This is a genomic window from Moraxella sp. CTOTU46934, from assembly GCF_031979465.1.
Lineage (GTDB): Bacteria > Pseudomonadota > Gammaproteobacteria > Pseudomonadales > Moraxellaceae > Faucicola > Faucicola tetraodonis.
In genome coordinates this window covers 495,855-512,507 of record NZ_DALZEG010000001.1, presented here as the reverse complement: position 1 = coordinate 512,507, position 16,653 = coordinate 495,855, and the positions used below count along the sequence as shown (strand labels likewise).

General features: G+C 43.2%; 15 protein-coding genes. 6 read left to right on the top strand and 9 right to left on the bottom strand.

The features are described from left to right. Positions 1-31: 31 nt before the first annotated feature. The gene (gene ilvN / locus RTN07_RS02310; RefSeq protein WP_096488820.1) at positions 32-523 is read right to left on the bottom strand and encodes an acetolactate synthase small subunit; all 492 of its coding nucleotides are present in this window, start codon (positions 521-523) and stop codon (positions 32-34) included. Beyond that, positions 523-2,238, bottom strand: coding sequence for an acetolactate synthase 3 large subunit (locus tag RTN07_RS02305; protein ID WP_312175427.1), 1,716 nt, complete (start codon positions 2,236-2,238; stop codon positions 523-525). The genes ilvN and RTN07_RS02305 overlap by 1 nt, the downstream gene beginning before the upstream one ends. A 757-nt stretch (positions 2,239-2,995) precedes the next feature. Between RTN07_RS02305 and RTN07_RS02300 the strand changes: the two genes are divergently transcribed. Further along, on the top strand, positions 2,996-3,472 hold the full coding sequence (locus RTN07_RS02300; RefSeq protein ID WP_096488819.1) for a DUF4124 domain-containing protein: 477 nt from the start codon (positions 2,996-2,998) through the stop codon (positions 3,470-3,472). A 111-nt stretch (positions 3,473-3,583) separates the two neighbouring features. On the opposite strand, the gene RTN07_RS02295 is transcribed toward RTN07_RS02300, so the two are convergent. Next, positions 3,584-5,296 (bottom strand): NAD(P)H-hydrate dehydratase, encoded by a 1,713-nt coding sequence (locus RTN07_RS02295; protein WP_312175300.1) that lies wholly within the window; start codon positions 5,294-5,296, stop codon positions 3,584-3,586. A gap of 70 nt (positions 5,297-5,366) precedes the next feature. Between RTN07_RS02295 and queG the strand changes: the two genes are divergently transcribed. After that, entirely contained in the window at positions 5,367-6,494 is a 1,128-nt protein-coding gene (gene queG, locus RTN07_RS02290) for a tRNA epoxyqueuosine(34) reductase QueG (RefSeq protein ID WP_312175299.1), read from the top strand. On the opposite strand, the gene RTN07_RS02285 is transcribed toward queG, so the two are convergent. Then, a complete protein-coding gene (locus RTN07_RS02285) occupies positions 6,491-7,069 on the bottom strand; it encodes a DUF924 family protein (protein ID WP_312175296.1) in 579 nt (192 codons plus the stop codon). The genes queG and RTN07_RS02285 overlap by 4 nt on opposite strands. Before the next feature lie 115 nt (positions 7,070-7,184). Between RTN07_RS02285 and RTN07_RS02280 the strand changes: the two genes are divergently transcribed. From RTN07_RS02280 to tgt, 4 genes are all read left to right on the top strand, one after another. Further along, the gene (locus tag RTN07_RS02280; RefSeq protein ID WP_007116790.1) at positions 7,185-7,766 is read left to right on the top strand and encodes an acyl-CoA thioesterase; all 582 of its coding nucleotides are present in this window, start codon (positions 7,185-7,187) and stop codon (positions 7,764-7,766) included. Positions 7,767-7,773: 7 nt separating this feature from the next. After that, on the top strand, positions 7,774-8,847 hold the full coding sequence (queA, locus tag RTN07_RS02275; RefSeq protein ID WP_312175294.1) for a tRNA preQ1(34) S-adenosylmethionine ribosyltransferase-isomerase QueA: 1,074 nt from the start codon (positions 7,774-7,776) through the stop codon (positions 8,845-8,847). After that, a complete protein-coding gene (locus RTN07_RS02270; RefSeq protein ID WP_312175293.1) occupies positions 8,844-9,410 on the top strand; it encodes a hypothetical protein in 567 nt (188 codons plus the stop codon). Before queA ends, RTN07_RS02270 begins: the two co-directional genes overlap by 4 nt. 67 nt (positions 9,411-9,477) lie before the next feature. Further along, positions 9,478-10,614, top strand: a complete 1,137-nt coding sequence (gene tgt / locus RTN07_RS02265; RefSeq protein ID WP_138018920.1) for a tRNA guanosine(34) transglycosylase Tgt — start codon at positions 9,478-9,480, stop codon at positions 10,612-10,614. Between the two features lie 117 nt (positions 10,615-10,731). On the opposite strand, the gene lpxA is transcribed toward tgt, so the two are convergent. The 5 genes from lpxA to bamA all read right to left on the bottom strand — a co-directional run bounded on the left by lpxA (position 10,732) and on the right by bamA (position 16,482). Further along, complete coding sequence (lpxA, locus tag RTN07_RS02260) at positions 10,732-11,508, bottom strand: acyl-ACP--UDP-N-acetylglucosamine O-acyltransferase (protein ID WP_050324348.1); 777 nt, start codon at positions 11,506-11,508, stop codon at positions 10,732-10,734. 247 nt (positions 11,509-11,755) lie between these two features. Continuing rightward, a complete protein-coding gene (gene fabZ / locus RTN07_RS02255) occupies positions 11,756-12,271 on the bottom strand; it encodes a 3-hydroxyacyl-ACP dehydratase FabZ (protein WP_203171797.1) in 516 nt (171 codons plus the stop codon). Positions 12,272-12,400: 129 nt separating this feature from the next. Further along, a complete protein-coding gene (gene lpxD, locus RTN07_RS02250; RefSeq protein WP_312175290.1) occupies positions 12,401-13,453 on the bottom strand; it encodes a UDP-3-O-(3-hydroxymyristoyl)glucosamine N-acyltransferase in 1,053 nt (350 codons plus the stop codon). A 109-nt stretch (positions 13,454-13,562) separates the two neighbouring features. Then, positions 13,563-14,075, bottom strand: a complete 513-nt coding sequence (locus tag RTN07_RS02245; protein WP_312175288.1) for an OmpH/Skp family outer membrane protein — start codon at positions 14,073-14,075, stop codon at positions 13,563-13,565. A gap of 13 nt (positions 14,076-14,088) precedes the next feature. Beyond that, positions 14,089-16,482: an outer membrane protein assembly factor BamA gene (gene bamA, locus RTN07_RS02240; RefSeq protein WP_312175287.1), complete on the bottom strand. Its 2,394-nt coding sequence runs from the start codon at positions 16,480-16,482 to the stop codon at positions 14,089-14,091. Between the last annotated feature and the right edge of the window lie 171 nt (positions 16,483-16,653).

Sequence of the window (16,653 nt, the reverse complement as noted above, 5' to 3'; positions counted from 1 at the left end):
CTACTATTAAAAGATTAAAAGGTTGGTAAATTTAGACGCTGAGGATTTTTTCACCCCGAGCGATACCAATAACACCAGAACGTACCACCTCTAAAATGCGTTCCCGTCCCATCAATTCGATAAAACCGTCCAATTTTGCGGTGTCACCGACAATTTGAATGGTATAGACATTGGGCGTGATATCAACAATACTTGCACGGAAGATATCCGCACAGCGCTTCACTTCTTCGCGGTTGCTACCCGTGGCACGTACTTTGATCAGCATGAGTTCGCGCTCAATATGTACATTATCGGTCAGCGTGGTTACTTTAACGATTTCAATCAGCTTGTGCAACTGTTTGGTCACTTGCTCAATCTTATTTTGATCGGTATCTGTGGTCAAGGTCAAACGCGATAAAGTCGGGTCATCGGTTGGGGCAACGTTCAGTGTCTCGATGTTATAGCCACGTTGTGAAAATAAGCCAACCACACGAGACAGTGACCCTGATTCATTTTCCATTAAGACAGAAATTAAATGTTTCATTAGGTACGCTCCCCTTTGGCTAACCACATATCACGCATTGACTGACCTGCTAATTGCATTGGATAAACATGCTCGTTTTTATCGACGAGCACATCGATAAATACCAATCGATCTTTGAGTGATAAGGCATAAGCAAGTTGTTCATCAAGTTTGGCTGGGTCGGTGATTTGGATACCGACATGACCGTAAGCTTCTGCAAGTTTGACAAAATCTGGCAATGAATCCATATAAGAGTGCGAATGGCGACCTTCATAAATCATATCTTGCCATTGCTTGACCATACCCAACTGGGCGTTATTAAGATTTAAAATCTTCACTGGTAAGTTATATTGTAGGCAAGTTGATAGCTCTTGGATATTCATCTGAATTGAGCCTTCACCGGTGATACAGACCACATCGCGCTCTGGGTTAGCAAGTTTGGCTGCCATTGCATAAGGCAATCCTACCCCCATGGTGCCTAAACCCCCTGAGTTTAACCATTGACGCGGCTCATCGTATTTATAGTATAGGGCGGCAAACATTTGGTGCTGACCCACATCAGATGTGACGATAGCTTTACCATGGGTTAACTCATATAAGCGCTCAACAACGTGCTGTGGTTTCATGCCATTGCTGTCGTCTTTGTCATAGCGTAGACCATGACGTTTACGCCATTCATTGATTTGCGCCCACCAATCATTTAGCGCGGCTTGGTCAAGCTGTGCGTTATTTTCTGTTAATACGGCGAGCATATCACTTAGCACATTTTTTACATCACCGACAATCGGGATATGTGCGTTGATGGTTTTTGAGATTGATGCAGGGTCGATATCAATATGGATAATTTTAGCGTTTGGACAGAATTTTTGCGTATTGTTGGTCACACGGTCATCAAAACGCGCGCCCACAGCCAAAATCACATCTGAATTGTGCATGGTCATATTGGCTTCATACGTACCATGCATCCCAAGCATACCTAAAAACTGTTTATCCGACCCTGGATAAGCGCCTAAACCCATCAAAGTATTAGTCACCGGTAAATTAAGTAAACGGGCTAATGCGGTTAATTCTGCACTGGCGTTTGATGCAATCACGCCACCCCCTGAATATAATACAGGGCGTTTAGCAGCAAGTAAGGTTTCGATGGCTTTACGAATTTGTCCTGAATGACCGCGAACCGATGGTTGGTAAGAACGCATACTGACCGACTCAGGGAAATGATAAGGGAATTTTTCATTAGGCGCAGTTTTGTCTTTGGGTACATCAATCACCACAGGACCTGGGCGACCAGAGCTTGCGATATAAAATGCTTTGCGCACGATTTCTGGGATTTCGCTGGCATGACGTACTTGAAAACTGTGTTTGACGACAGGACGTGACACACCAATCATATCAGTTTCTTGGAACGCATCATCACCGATGAGGCTTGAAGGCACCTGACCTGAGATGATAACCATCGGAATGGAATCCATAAACGCGGTTGCGATGGCAGTAACCGTATTGGTGGCGCCTGGACCTGATGTCGCTAATACCACCCCTGTTTGACCTGTGACACGGGAATAAGCATCTGCCATATGACCCGCTGCTTGTTCGTGACGCACGAGGATGTGCTCAATGCTATCTTGTTTGAACAAAGCATCATAAATATGCAACACGGCGCCGCCTGGATAGCCAAAAATGTATTCGACACCTTCGTCAATTAGCGCTTGCACCAGCATTTCTGCACCAGACATCATCACAGGTTCACCTGCTGAGGCTTTGGCGGTTTTTTTGTCAAAATTGGGTGCAGCGTGAGCCGTTTGGTTTTCTCCCGTCATATTGGGAGCTTGGGTAGTTTGAGTCACTGTCATCACCTTTTATGGTCGTCTTCAAAAATGATACTGGGAAGTTGTTTTAGATAAAAATTGCTAAATGATTAGCAAGAATCTTCCAACACTGCCATAAGGTAACAGTGAACAAATCAGACGAGGGCAAAAAGCATGATAACCAAAAAAGAAAGCATCACAAAAATTACGTAATGTATAAATTGATGGCTACTTTTTGTCTTTGTTGACCGATAAGTCAGGGTTGTTAGATTCTTTTGTTTAGATTCATAAACAACAACAACGGTAAAAAATGCTCTCATCCAATTGTAGAGCCTAATTAGCGGATAGCGCCAATTAGCTTAGATTTTACCAATTAGTAACCAACGATAATTGTTACTAACGACCAGTAGAGGACTTATGATGTGAGTTTTTTTAACACTTGTCAATAAAAAAAAGCTATTAGAATTAATAACTTTTAGTTATAGATAAATGAATTGTCTGAAGCTTGATTTTAAGGCTTGGTTTTAAGGCTTGATAAACTTTAAAATCTCAAACTGATTGAGCCAGTCGTTTTTAGAAAACTACCTTTAGCAAATTATACGATTATCTTGTCGAAATTTACTGCTAAAAGCTATCAAGCTGTGATAGGCTATCGCATAACTTTCTAGTTTCTTGCATAGGAAAAACAATGTTAAAGCCACTGTTTTTGTTATCACTCATGTTATCACCATTCATTATGGCGAATTCAAATGCAGCCACTTACTACAAGTGGACTGACAAAAATGGTGTGCCGCATTATAGCCAATATGCCCCGACCAATGGTGTTAATTTGCGACAAGTGCAAGTGGTCAATACCCGTGAACTTGGACCTAGTAGTCGTGCACCTGCAACCGCTGGCAATAGCACAGGTGCTGCATCAGGTGTATCACCAACGCTGACAGCCGATCAAAAACGCGCTGCTGAGCTTGAAGCACAAAATCAGCAACTCAAAAAACAGCAAGATGCGGAGCGCTGTAAATCATTACAAAATACCCTTGCTAATCTAAACCAAGGCGGGCGAGTCTATGAAATGGACAATAAAGGTGAACGTAAATATTTAGATGGTCGTGAAATTGAGTTACGCCGTCAGCAAGTCGCGCAAACAGTGAGCCAATACTGTAAATAACTTTGCATGCTATATGACTTTAGCATTCAATTAAAATTAACGGTGTGTAAAGGTTAAAGGTGAGTGAATTCTCACCTTTTTTCTATTGAACCTTCTTAACCTGCCATGATTTTAATCGTCCGTGATTTGATGGATGATGTCACCGATTGCCGATGCCATGTGATTGGCCTGCAATGCATATTCACCCATTTTTTCTGCTAACGTATCACCGGCTTTGGCATGTATGAGCACGGAGGTTAGCATGGGTGCGGCAATTGCTTGCCCCAATAAGCCCGCCATCAGACCTGCCAAGCAATCGCCCATGCCAGCGGTTGCCATACCGGCATTGCCCAAGCCGCAAATATCAATGCTGTCTCGTTCAAGACAGTCTCGTTCAAGCACAATCGTTTGTGCCCCTTTGATAAGCCAATTGCCCCCATATTGGTGAGCTAATGCCCGAATTGCGCTGATTTTGTCTCGATCGATGTCAGCATAGTGTTGATTGAGCAAACGTCCTGCTTCCGCTGAATGCGGCGTTAGATAAAACCGTTGGTTTGACTGTCCCAATCGTGGTTGAATTGGAGCAGTTAAACCGTCACTCGTGCCTGCCCAATCTGCTAAATGGTATAAACCATCAGCGTCAATAACACATAGCTTCTCTGATTGTTGGATCGCCGTAAGATACTGGTTAAATAAATCAAGCGTTACTTTATCTCTACCCAAACCCATGCCGATGGCAACCACATCCACCGCGTTAATCAGCTCGATGACGCTAGCGATATTGTGTAAATCCGCGGTCATGGCATTGGGCAAAGCGGTGACAATGGCTGGATGAAAATCACGATGACAGGCAACAGTGACTTTGCCTGCACCACTGCTCAATGCTGCATTGGCGGCCAATATCGCCGCCCCTGCCATGCCATGCCCATCCTGTAACCGATTGCCACCGATGATGAGTACATGACCATACGTACCTTTATGGCTCACCTGCTGACGTTGTGGTAAGTTAGGTAGCGTGGAATGCAGCAAGATGCCTGATTGCTCAATAGGGAGCAAAGGCACATCGATAACGCTGCCAACATAATCTTTACTATCCCCGATATGCAGTCCGACCTTTCGCCCGATTAAACAAAGTGTCTTGTCTGCTTTAATCGCAATGTCATCGTACACTTCGCCCGTAGCGGCATTAAGTCCGCTGGGTACATCGATGCTGATGACTTGACAAAAGTCACTTTGCTTGCGATATTGATTAATCCAATTGATGATTGTCTGATAATCACCGCTAGGCTTGCCATCGAGCCCAATCCCCAATAACCCATCAATCACCACATCATACTGATAGCTTAAACCAAGCTCATAGAATGGCTGTAGAAATGCTGTCAACGTCAAATATTTTGCCGCATTTGCACAGTTTGACTGGTAAAGGTGCTTTGCTGTTTGGCTGTCGACGGTGCTAGGCGCTGCGACTTGTACTAGGGTAATTGACCAATGTGGGCAAAGCTTGTTCACATAATGCGCCACCAACCAAGCATCGCCGCCATTATTACCCGCGCCTGCCACTACCAATACCGATTTTTGAGGGTGACTGCTTTTTTGAAGGTAACTGCTTTTTCGAAGGTGACTGCTTTTTTGAAGGTGACTGCTTTTTTGAAGACGACTGCCTTTTTGATTGCTACTTTCTTGCTTGATGATGTGTGCAAGTTGCCATGCAGCTTGTTGCATTAAGGCAAAACTGTCATTTTTGCTAAACCAGTTTTTTTCAATGTCATAAATTTGTTTGGGGCTATATAAGGCAATGGCGTTTTGCATCACCGTATTTTTATCCGTCTGTGCATTATTTTGCATGAGATGATCCAATGATGTGGTAGGTGTTTATTTTGCTATAATAGCATTTTAATTTTATCTGGTTGTTGGCATGTTGGACACTACAAACGAACTCAATGCACTCAAGCGCTGGATAAAGGCGCAAGCCAAGGCGTTGGGGTTTGCTGATTGTGGCTTTGTCCATCCCGCCAATCCCATTTTTAGCAAACAGCTTGATGCCTTGCAAACTTGGCTAGCCCAAGGTAAACATGGCGATATGCTGTTTTTTGAAGACAATCATGATAAACGTGCTAACCCTGCCCTGTTAGTTGACAGGACGCAAAGTATCATTAGCGTGCGTTTAGATTATTTGGTCACGCCGCCGCCCAAACGCAGTGTACCAGACAACGAGCGCCCCAACTCAGCGATTATTGCCCGCTATGCTCGAGGACGTGATTATCATAAAACCATGCGAGGATTACTAAAAACCCTAGCCAGACTGATTCAAGACAAACTAACCACCGATTATCCGCAATATGCCAACGACTTTGTATTTCGCCCCTTTAGCGACTCCGCGCCTATATTTGAGCGCGCGTTGGCTGAGCAAGCAGGTTTGGGCTGGACAGGCAAACACACTTTGCTGATTCACCCACAAGCGGGGTCATTTTTTGTGTTGGGGGAATTATTCACCAGCTTGCCTTTGGCAGAGGATAAAAAGCAAATCGAAACCATATCATCGCATTGTGGCAGTTGCCGTGCTTGTATTCATGTGTGCCCTACCCATGCCATCCGCAAAACACCCACCGGGCATTATGATGTCGATGCACGGCTGTGTATTTCGTATTTAACCATTGAATTAGATGGAAAAATCCCTGTAGAACTTCGCCCCAAAATTGGCAATCGCATTTTTGGCTGTGATGATTGTCAGTTGATTTGTCCTTGGAATAAATTTGCCAGATTAGCGACGATTGAGGATTTTAATCCGCGTCACCGTTTAGATGAGATGTCACTACTTGAGTTATGGGCATGGGATGCACAGGATTTTTTGACAAAAACTGAAGGCTCGCCAATTCGCCGCACGGGCTACGACAACTTTATGCGCAATGTGGCAGTAGCCTTGGGTAATACACCGTTTAGCCAAGCAATTATTGACAAATTGCAACAAAAACGCCCCATGCTAAGCGAAAACACACAAGAACATATTGATTGGGCGATCCAGCAACAACTTAGTAAAAGTTAAAATGACGAGTTGGGTTGTTGTAAAAAGGCGATTTCCTCATCACTGGATTGTCTACCCAAAATCGCATTGCGGTGCGGATAACGCCCAAATCTCTCAATAATGGCTTGATGCTTATATTCAAACGCTAATGTATCGTTACTGGCGTATTTTTTAAACAGTGGCAACGCCTGCTGATGAATGTTTGCTGATTCCGCATGCATAAAAGGCATTAAAGCAAAATTGCGTTCATCTTGATTTAACTTGCCAAAATCTGGCTGTTTGACGATTTCTTGCGCCAATACTAACGCCATGCCATCTTGGGCAAAAGCCTGTGAAGAATCTCGAAAAATATTGCGCGAAAACTGGTCCAATACAATGATTTCTGCCAATCGCCCTTTTGTACTGGTTCGCCAATCCCCTAACTCGCCTCGTTTGGCTTGCTCAAGTGTGGCTAAAAATTTAGCCGTTACGGTTTTATCAAAATCCGCATCTTTGGCAAACCAAAATGGTTTAGTATTTTCCTGCAACCAAAAATCTAATACCTTTTTAGCGTCCGCTGATAAGGGTTGCGCTGCTACCTGTGATTGAATGGTCATTTGCTTTCCTTTTGTATCGTGATTATAGTGACTTGTCGGGTAATTATAGTGACAAATTTTGCTAAACAAGCGCGATTTACCTATAATGTGGCACAAATTTAGACTGAGAACAACCATGTATCCTTTTTTACGACTGGGCACCCATGCCATCAAAAGCGCGATTAAACAAAAACAAGGTCATTCGCTTCAATTAACCGATACCAGCGAAATCACCTTGACCGCTAATATCAACGACATTGACAATTTTTTTGAAATGAACAACGGACGTATTTTTACGCTGTTTGATTTGGGGCGAAATGATCTTGCCATTCGCTCAGGACTTGCCAAAAAATTATTCAAGCATCGCTGGGGTCTGGTGGTCGCTGGTAGTACCATCCAATATCGTAAGCGTGTTCGTTTATTTGATAAAGTCACCATCAAAACCCGATTGATAGCTGTTGATGAGCGCTGGTTTTATATTGAACAAAGCATGTGGGTCAAAGGTCAGCCGACTTGCTCTGCGCTGCTGCGCACTGGTATCACCAACATCGTGACAGGCAAGGTTTTGCCGACTGAGCAAGTGCTCAGTGCATTGGATTATAAAGATATCAATATGCCACCTGATGACTGGGTCAAAGCTTGGTCGGACGCCGATAAAATCCGCCCATTTCCTAAAGCCAATGTCCACCTTGCCAAAGATTCTGCTATCACCGAGTAACCCATAAATGCCTTTAACTTTAGATGACTTTGATTATCAACTGCCCGATGAACTCATTGCCCGCTATCCGTTAGCGGTGCGCTCCGCCTCTCGATTGCTGTATTTGCCTGCTCATGGTCAACCCAAAGACCAACAATTTGTGGATTTGCCAGCTTTGCTAAACGCTGGTGACTTGGTGGTGTTTAATGACACCAAGGTCATGAAAGCAAGGCTGTTTGGGCAAAAAGCCAGTGGCGGCGCGGTCGAAGTATTGGTTGAGCGTATTTTGCCCGATGATGATACTGGCAACCAAAAGCACACCGCTTTGTGTCATGTACGCGCCAGCCGCAGCCCAAAAGAGGGGCAAACGTTGAGCCTTGCCGATGGTAACATCCATGCCACGGTAATGGGGCGTGAGGACAATTTATTTTTACTAGCGTTTGACCAACCGATATTGCCTGTGCTTGAGCACTATGGTGAATTACCGATTCCGCCCTATTTTGAGCGCCATGCCGATGACAATGACGAAACCCGTTATCAAACGGTATTTCATGACCCAACCAAACTTGCCAGCGTAGCCGCACCGACCGCAAGCCTGCATTTTGATGATAACGTATTGGCTGCATTCAAGTCCAAAGGCATCAATACTGCCTTTGTCACGTTGCATGTCGGTGCAGGCACATTTGCCCCTGTCAAGACAGACGATATTTTGCGCCATAAAATGCACTCAGAATATGCCGAGTTGCCCCAAGCGACTGCTGATTTGATTAACCAAACCAAAGCCCGTGGCGGGCAAGTGATTGCAGTCGGTACCACTGTGACACGGGTATTAGAAACGGCGTTTCAAAAAACCGCCAACTTTGAAAACCCAATGCTATCGGCTTGGTCAGGTGACACCGATATTTTTATTTATCCGTCATTTAGGTTTGGGGTGATTGATAAGCTCATCACCAATTTTCATTTGCCGAAATCCACGCTGTTGATGCTGGTGTCAGCGTTTGCAGGCAGTGAGCCCATCAAACAGGCTTATCAGCACGCCATCGAGCAACGATATCGTTTCTTTAGTTACGGTGATGCGATGTTGTTGGATAAAGTAGAATGATGTTAGTAATTTCTCAGCTTGTTAATAAAATGACTGCATTGTCTTTATACCTAATCGTTGGTTTGTGGTTAGCAGTTAGCATTGCTTTTTTTAGTACGCTTAAATCTGCAGTTATGATTTTAAACTATCCAATTCCTGCTAAAACTGAACTTTTTCACTCGCAAGGTACGGCTAAATTCACCCCTTATCAACAAATCAACAGCAAACTTATCTATTTGCCAAATATGGCGGTGGTATCAGAAAATACTTTACGATTTTATCAATGTCCATTCACACCTTATATTCAAGATTGTTTGCATAACTATTTACCTTTAGAAAATCAAACAGTTAGCCTTGATTGGGCATCATTACAAAAAACATCGCAAGTCGATGCCACACGTCTTTTATACGAACTTTCAATCGATGGCAAAGTAATTTATGATTATGCCGATGCAGTCAAGCATATTGAACACAGAAAAAAGCAATCGCTTTGGGTGGTGATTATTTATGCGGTTAGCACGTTTTGTGTTTTGTCTTACCTGTTATTTTTTATTACTATTGATATTAGAAGAACTAAAAATTAATAGCATTTTCAGCCACGTAAGTTAATGGTATAATACCGCCTTTTAGCAAAACTTACTAAAGCAAAATATGCAATTCACCTTACATAAAAACGCTACAGGCGAGAGCCGTGCGCGCCGTGGTACGGTTCATCTCGCTCATGGCGATGTGCAAACCCCTGCCTTTATGCCTGTCGGTACTTATGGCACCGTCAAAGGCATGCTGCCGCGGGATATCCACGAAATCGGTGCCGAAATCATCTTGGGCAATACCTTTCATTTGTGGCTGCGCCCAACCACCGATGTCATTGACAAATTTGGCGGCTTACATGACTTTATCGGTTGGAACAAGCCGATTTTAACTGATTCCGGCGGTTTTCAAGTCTTTAGCCTGGGTGCAATGCGTAAAATCGTCGAGGAAGGTGTGCATTTTCGCTCGCCGATTGATGGCGCAAAAGTATTTTTATCCCCCGAAATATCAATGCAAATTCAATACTCACTGAACTCAGACATCGTCATGCAGTTTGATGAGTGTACGCCCTATCCTGCGACCCCTAGCGAAGCGGATACATCGCTTGAATTATCGCTGCGTTGGGGCGAGCGCTGTAAAAATGAGCATGAAAAACTGGGTAACAAGAATGCTTTGTTTGGTATTATTCAAGGCAGTATGTATCGCAACCTTCGCGAAAAGTCCTTAGAAGGGTTGCTCGCTATTGGGTTTGATGGCTATGCCATTGGTGGGCTGTCAGTCGGTGAGCCAAAAGAAGAAATGATGGCGGTGCTTGATTACTTACCCGATGATATGCCCGCCGACAAGCCCCGTTATTTAATGGGCGTGGGTAAGCCTGAAGATATCGTGGAAGCGGTACGCCGCGGTGTTGATATGTTTGATTGCGTGATGCCAACACGTAATGCGCGAAATGGTCATTATTTCACCACTTTTGGCGCCGTTAAAATTAAAAATGCGGTGCACCGTTTTGACCAAAGTCCGCTTGATAGCGAATGTGATTGTTATACTTGTCAGAATTTCAGCCGCGCCTATTTGCATCATTTGTTCAAGTGCAATGAAATGCTATCGGCACAGTTGGGCACCATACACAATTTGCGTTACTATCAGCGCTTGATGGCAGATATTCGTCAGTCCATTGAAGATGATAAGTTTGATGCGTTTGTCGATACTTTTTATCAGCAGCAAAACTTACCAAAACCTGATTTGCATTTGACCTAAAACCCACCTAAAAACACATAAAAAAAGAGCCGATTTGGCTCTTTTTTACTTTTTATAAGCTGCTGTTGATACGTTAAATAGCAACGCTATCCTTTCTTAGCATCTTGTCTTACCACGTTATCTGACTAAGCCACGTTCACTATGAATCAGGGAATCCAATAGCAATTGTACCAAAGGTTCTTGGGGTAATAGCTGCTCGGTCACTGCTACAATGGCTTCTTCCTTGGTCAGTCCTGAACGAAAAATCACCCGATAAGCTTGGCGCAGATAATCGATGGTTTGCTTTGACCAACCTTTGCGGCGCATGCCTTCGATATTAAGACCATGACTTTTGGCAGGGTTGCCCGATACCATGTTAAAAGCCGCAACATCTTTTAAAATCAAGCTTGCACCACCAATCAAACTATAATCATCAATTCTACAAAATTGGTGAATACCTGAATTACCGCCGACAATCACATGGTTACCGATGCGGACATGCCCTGCAATCCCCACATTATTAGCCACAATGTTGTCGCTCCCAATCACGCAATCATGCGCAATATGGGTATTGACCATAAACAGATTACGGCTACCAACGCGTGTAATGCCTTTATCTTGTACCGTGCCGCGATGAATACTACAGGCTTCGCGAATGCGATTGTCATCGCCAATTTCTAGCCACGTCTCCTCGCCTTGGTATTTGAGATCTTGGCAGTCTTCGCCGATGCTAGCGAATTGAAAAATCTGGTTGCGCTCACCGATACGGGTAAACTTGCTAATGACGACATGGGGGTGAAGCACGGTCTGCGCCCCAATTGTGACATGTTCACCAATAATGCAATACGGCCCTATCTTGACCGACGGGTGTATCGTTGCAGTGGCATCAATAATCGCCGTTGGGTGAATCGTCATGAAAAATCCTTATACCAGCCCACTATTCAAGGAGAACTAAATACATCAAAAATAACTAAATATATAGATTTAGCTGAAACCATAGGCAAAGCTAACTATGAACAGCAGGTTAAAATAAAAACGACATTATAGCATTTTTACTAAAGTATGCCATTTTTATCAAGGATTTTGCTTAACTTAAACAGATTTTATCGTTATAGCTTACTCAAACGCGCCTTATTCAAGCCATGTAAAAATGACGTTAAAGTCATGACTGGTGATATTGGGTACGCTGCTCTGCAATGGTGATTTCTGCACTGGCTGCCAACTCATCGCCCACGCACGCTGTACAACTAAATTTATAGATACTGTGACGCTCCATGGTTTTTTCGGCACGTAAAATAAGCTGATCACCGGGGATGACTTGACGTTTAAAACGTACTTTATCCACCCCAGCAAACAGATAAATATAACCATCTCTGGGTTTGACATTTTTGCTGATAAAACCCAGTACACCCGCTACCTGCGCCATGGCTTCAATCATTAAGACGCCTGGCATGATAGGCTCTTCAGGAAAGTGACCATTAAAAAAAGGCTCGTTAATGGTGATATTTTTAACACCGGTAATCCACTCATTGGGTTTTACCGCAGTAACTCTGTCTAATAGCATAAAAGGATAACGGTGAGGCAGATAATCACGTAACACAACGGCATTGAGAGGTAATGTCACCCCAATCTGTGCAAGGCCCGCGATGTCTTCATCAATCAACTTATCAAAATCCATGGATATATCCTTTATGCTTTTAAATCATCTTTATCAAAAAAATAGATTTGTGAGAAATAGCTATTGTAACGGTTTTAAGATTGAGTTTACAGTTGTTTTCTCAAATTATTTGATGGATAAAGGTAACGATTAACTTTTTGGTTTGCCAAGTTGCTTAAAATTAATATACGCTCTTTTCCATAAGCTATTGGGCATCACTGGCATGCCTGAAGAATATACCCCCGGTTGGTGAATCGATTTGGTTACCATCGTCATGCCAGTAATCGTGACATCATCACAAATTTTGATATGACCTGCAAAACCTGATGCGCCACCAATCATACAGCGTTTACCAATTTCTGTACTGCCAGCAATCCCAACACACGCTGCAATCACCGTGCCAGCACCAATTTTTACATTATGGGCAATTTGCACCAAATTATCGATAATGACATGATTACCGATAACCGTATCATTCAGCGCACCACGATCGATACAGGTGTGGCTGCCTACGCTGACATGATCGCCCAGTATCACTCGTCCTAATTGGTGAATTTTTTGCCAACCTGCTTCATCTGTACTGCCTCTAGGGGCAAAGCCAAAGCCGTCATTGCCAATGCTGGCATGACTATGCAAGCTGACATGTTTACCCAATACACAATCATGACCGATGTACACGTGCGGCGCAATTAAGCTACCTTCGCCAATCACGACATTGGGCTGAATATTGACTTGGGCATCAATCTTGACACCATCACCAATGACGCAGTTATCACCGATTTGGCTATACGCCCCAATACGCACGTTGTCGCCCAACTGCAGATTGTTACCCAAAATGGCAGTCGGGTGAATCAAACTATCCGATAAATTAGGGTTGACTGTCTGATGATACGCTTGCGTCGGTTCAAACAATGCGGTCAGTTTGGCATACGCGGCATAAGGTGATTTGACCACGATGGCGACGCTATGGCTTGGGCATTTTTCCTGCAAAGATGCGGGGACTAGCACGGCGCCCGCGCCCGTGGTTTGCAATTTTGATTCAAATAGAGAATTGGCAATAAACGTGATATCGCTGTCGGTGGCATCCTCAAGGGCAGCGATTTTGGAAATTTGTTTCTGCAAATTTTGGCGGGTATTTGCATCCCCTTGGTCAATGACGTCACTAGCTAAAAAATCCAAAATTTGTGTGAGGGTGAACGCCATTTGATTACTCCAATTATTTGCTTAAAATTTGCCTTAATTTTACACACAAAATAAAAAACGCAATAGTCGAATATTGCGTTTTTGCTAAAACCTCTGCGCTTAAAAAATATTATTTTACTTGATCGTTAATCGCTTTGGTAAAATCTGCTGTTACATCCCATTCAGGTTTGACATAACTAACCATTCTATCACGATTATCAATGAGTACATCAATATTTTTTTGACGAACAATAGTTTCTTTAATGGCTTGGATTTTGGGGGCAATTCGCTGCATCACTTCTGCCTCATTGGCATCAATAATGGACTGGATTTGACTGGCAACCTGTTCATAGTTTTGTAGGTTGGTTTGAATTTGCTTACGCAAATCATCTTTTTGTGCTTGGGTCATCTGAGCGTTTTGCGTGGCATATTGTTTTTGCAAACGCTCAATGGTGGCTTTGTAGCTATCAAGCTGCTGCTGCTTTGGTTTGACCGCCGCTTGCACCACGCCAATTTTGGTTTTGGCGATGTTAGTATTACTGATGGCAACTTGGGAATTCCAAACCGCAACGGTATTGGCAAACACTGGCATTGCCAATACACTTAAAATACTTGCTGTGGCTAACTGAGTGATTATTTTCATATACATAGACCTTTTAGAATGTACGTCCAATTTCGAACTGTACATTGTCGACTTTATCTTTATCTTTATCATTGAGCGGAACGGCATAGCTTAATGAGATTGGACCAATTGGGGTAATCCAAGTGAAGCCTGCACCCGCGCTAAAACGCATGTTATTGTCTTTTTCATTTAATAGCGATACGGTATTGCCATTCACTGTGACTTTTTGGTCATATTTATTGGTGGTGTCAAACACTTGTGCCCCTTCAACAAATAACACCGGACGGATTTGGTCTGCCCAATCGCCTTTAAACGGCATCGGCAAGATTAATTCAGTACCCACTTGCGCGAGTGCATTACCGCCAATCTCTTCTGGGTAATTATCGACCCCATTATTATTTTTTACTGGATAATAACGATTACTGGTAGGGCCTAAAGTGGCATTCTGATAACCACGCACTGAGCCATAACCCCCTGCGAAGAAATTTTTCCAGAAAGGTAAATCGTTACCATATCCTAACTTGGTATAACCGCGTAGTACGGTATTTTTTAGGAATGGGCGATAGTAGTTTCCTTGGTAGACCAGTTTTTGGTAAGTGGCATCACCGAAGGCCAGTTCCAAATTGACGTTATGTGACATACCGTTGGTTGGAAAACGCCCACGGTCAAGCGTGTTCATATTCCAGCCTAAATTTAGGCTCGCGGTATTAAATGGGTCTGATTCGAATGATTCATTGCCATCAGAGTCTGAACCTACTTGCAGAGTACCTTCGTCTTTTAAGTATTGATAGTTTGATACCGCTAACAAAGCGCCTGCTTTGATTTTGGTACTATCAAGTGTGAGACCAGCACTTAAACTCTTATTTTCATCAATCGGGTAGCTAAAACCTAAGGTGCCACCATACGAGTCTGTTACATAGTTTGAAATGTTTTTTCTGTCATATTTGGTTTTGCGTGTATAGATACTGGCACTTTGCGATATCCCATCTGGGGTAAAGTACGGGTTGGTATAGCCCAAATTATAACTATCTAACGTCTGAGAACGCGATAACGAAATATTGACTTGATTACCTGTACCCAAAAAGTTAGATTGACTTAAACCTGCTTGGAAAGTGATACCACCACTTTGTGAATAACCAGCCGCAATGGTACTAGTACCTGATGGCTGCTCCTCTACTGCGACATTGATATCTACCTGATCGGGGGTGTTGGGGACAGGTTTGACATCCATGTTGACAGTTTTGAAGAAGCCTGTACGCATCAAACGCGTGCGCGACAAATCGATTTTTTCATTGGCGGCCAATGCGCCTTCCATTTGGCGCATTTCTCGGCGCAATACTTCATCTGCGGTTTTATTATTGCCGGTAAAATTGATACGGCGCACATACACAGGACGCACAGGATCAATAAAGAAATCGACATCTACCGTGCGAGTGTCCTCATTGATACGGGGCACTGGGCGGATTTGGGCAAAATAGTAGCCATCGTTACCATACAGTGTGCCAAGATTTTGTAAAGTTGTCGTCATTTGACGTTGTGAATAACGCTCACCTGGCTTAAATGCTACTTGCTTACGAAGCTTGTCGGTATCGTAGTTGGGCGTACCCATAAAGTTGACATTACCAAATTTATATTGCTCACCTTCAGTAAGATTGAGCTCAATAAACACTTTGTCTTTTTCTGGACTTAAATTAATAGTGGCATCATTGATGGTGAATTTGACGAAGCCCGCGTTTTGGTACATGGCGGTGACATTTTCTAAACTTGCCGCAAGCTTTTCTTTGGCATAGCGGTCAGATTTGCTAATCACATTGATCCATGAGCTTTCTTTGATGCTCATCGCCTGTCTGATTTCTTTGTCGCTAAAATGTTTGTTACCAATTACCTTGATATCGACAACACGCGCCGCTTTACCTTCAACAAAATTAAATTTAAGCGCAACGCGGTTATTGTCTAAGGGCGTTTGGGTCACTTTAACTTCGCTATTATAATAACCTTGCTGATTGTATTGCTGTTTTAGCTCATTTTGCACTTGCTCAACTGTCGCCTGTTTTAGCACATTGCCTTCTACGATACCAATACGTTTTAGGCCTTCGGTCAATGCTTCTTTTGGAATGAGTTTATTACCCTCATAAGTGACATTTGCGATAATTGGGCGCTCTACCACGTCAAATACCAATTTATTGCCTGATTGGGATGCTTTAACGTCTGAGAAATTGCCAGTTTCATAGAGGGCTTTGATACTAGCTGCGATATTGGCATCGTTTGCTACTTCACCGGTATTGACAGCAAGCACGGGATAGAGGTTATCAGCGGATACCCGTGTCAATCCATTAAATTGAATATCGCTCACGGTAAAATTTGCCGCTTGTGCATACGAGGTAACGAGTGCTAACGGTGCAACCAAAAATAACGCTGAATTTCGCATATAACTTGTTTCCGAATTGACGACTGCCCAAAGATAATGCATGAAACCTGTCACTTTTAGGTATCCAAACTTAGTTAGCCAAAGGTATTTATCTAGGTTTGTATCTAGGTTTGGTAATCTAAGTTTGGTTAGCTAAAAATAACAAATGCTATCAAAAAGGGTGACTTGATT